Origin of the sequence: Mesorhizobium sp., from assembly GCF_004962925.1 — a bacterium.
Lineage (GTDB): Bacteria > Pseudomonadota > Alphaproteobacteria > Rhizobiales > Rhizobiaceae > Mesorhizobium.
In genome coordinates this window covers 1-1,241 of sequence record NZ_SUEO01000395.1, presented here as the reverse complement: position 1 = coordinate 1,241, position 1,241 = coordinate 1, and the positions used below count along the sequence as shown (strand labels likewise).

Below are 1,241 nucleotides of genomic sequence, written 5' to 3'. Positions count from 1 at the left end.
CCAGAAGCCCGGCCTCGATGAGAAGATTGCGAAAGCGGTTGAGCGTGGTGTGGTCGGGTACCGTCTCCTCGAGCGTCAGCCCGACGAAGCGGCGGAACGACAGCCGATCGGCGAGCGCCTCCTCCAGTTCGCTGTCCGACAGCCCATACAAGGATTGCAGCAGAAGCGCCTTGAACATCACCAGAGAATTGTAGGCAGGCCGTCCTGGCCCAGCCGCCGGGCGCAGCCGCGCAAGGATCTTCTCGAAGCGATACCATTTCACCAGCGACGACAGCCGACCGCTCCGACCAAGACCCTGCGGCAGCAGAGCCTCCACAAAACTGAACTGACCGCTCGGCTTCGTCGCCATCACAAAATCCCCGTTTCAAAAACAGGGAATCACATCCACACAATTTTGCAACAGTCCCACAAGGGGAGAAGGGAGAGGCGGTGCGGCTATTCCGCCGCAGCGCCAGCCGTGCCCTTGCGGGCTGCCCCCAGCATCAGCCGCCGCTCCCGGAACACGCCCCATTGCTGGTCGACCAGCACGCCGATGAGGATCACCCCGCCCATGACCGCGAAGTTGAGTGAGGACGGGATGCCGAGCAGGTTGACGAGGTTTTGCAGCTCCTGCAGCAGGACCGTGCCGAGGATGACGCCGATCAGCGAGCCTTCGCCGCCACGCAGCGAGAAGCCGCCGAGCACGGCTGCGGCAATGGCGTAGAGCTCGTAGAACTGGCCGTGGCTCGCCGGCGAGATCGAGCGCGTGTACATGGCGAAGTAAATCGCCGACAGCGCCGTCAGCACACCGCAGATGACATAGGCGGCGATGACGACGCGGCCGGTGCGGATGCCCGAATATTTCGCCGCTTCCTCATTCTTGCCGATGGCATAGAGGTAGCGGCCGAACACCGAGCGGTGCAGCACCACCCACGTCACGATTGCGATGACGATCAGCGCGATGAAGCTGTTTGGCACGCCATAGGATCGCCCCGCGGTCAGGAACTCGAGCTCCGGAAAGTTCTGTCCGAAGGCGAAGCCCGCCGTGCCGTCGGCTGTGTAGAACCGCGCCACGCCGCGATAGATCAGCAGACCGCAGAGCGTCACCACGAAAGGCTGCAATTTGAGCCGCGTGATCAGCCAGCCATGTGCCAGCCCGATGATGCCGCCGAGCACGAGGATCAGCGGCAGCGCCACCGGCCATGCCATGCCGCGCGTCGCGATAAAATCGACGAACAGGACGCCGAGCAGCGCGACCACCG

The 1,241-nt window shown here is 63.7% G+C and carries 2 protein-coding genes; both read right to left on the bottom strand.

The features are described 5' to 3' along the window. Positions 1-349: transposase (locus tag E5W87_RS35335; RefSeq protein ID WP_292408573.1), on the bottom strand; the 349-nt coding region annotated here is incomplete at its 3' end. A gap of 86 nt (positions 350-435) precedes the next feature. Next, positions 436-1,241: ABC transporter permease (locus E5W87_RS35330; protein ID WP_292408571.1), on the bottom strand; the 806-nt coding region annotated here is incomplete at its 5' end.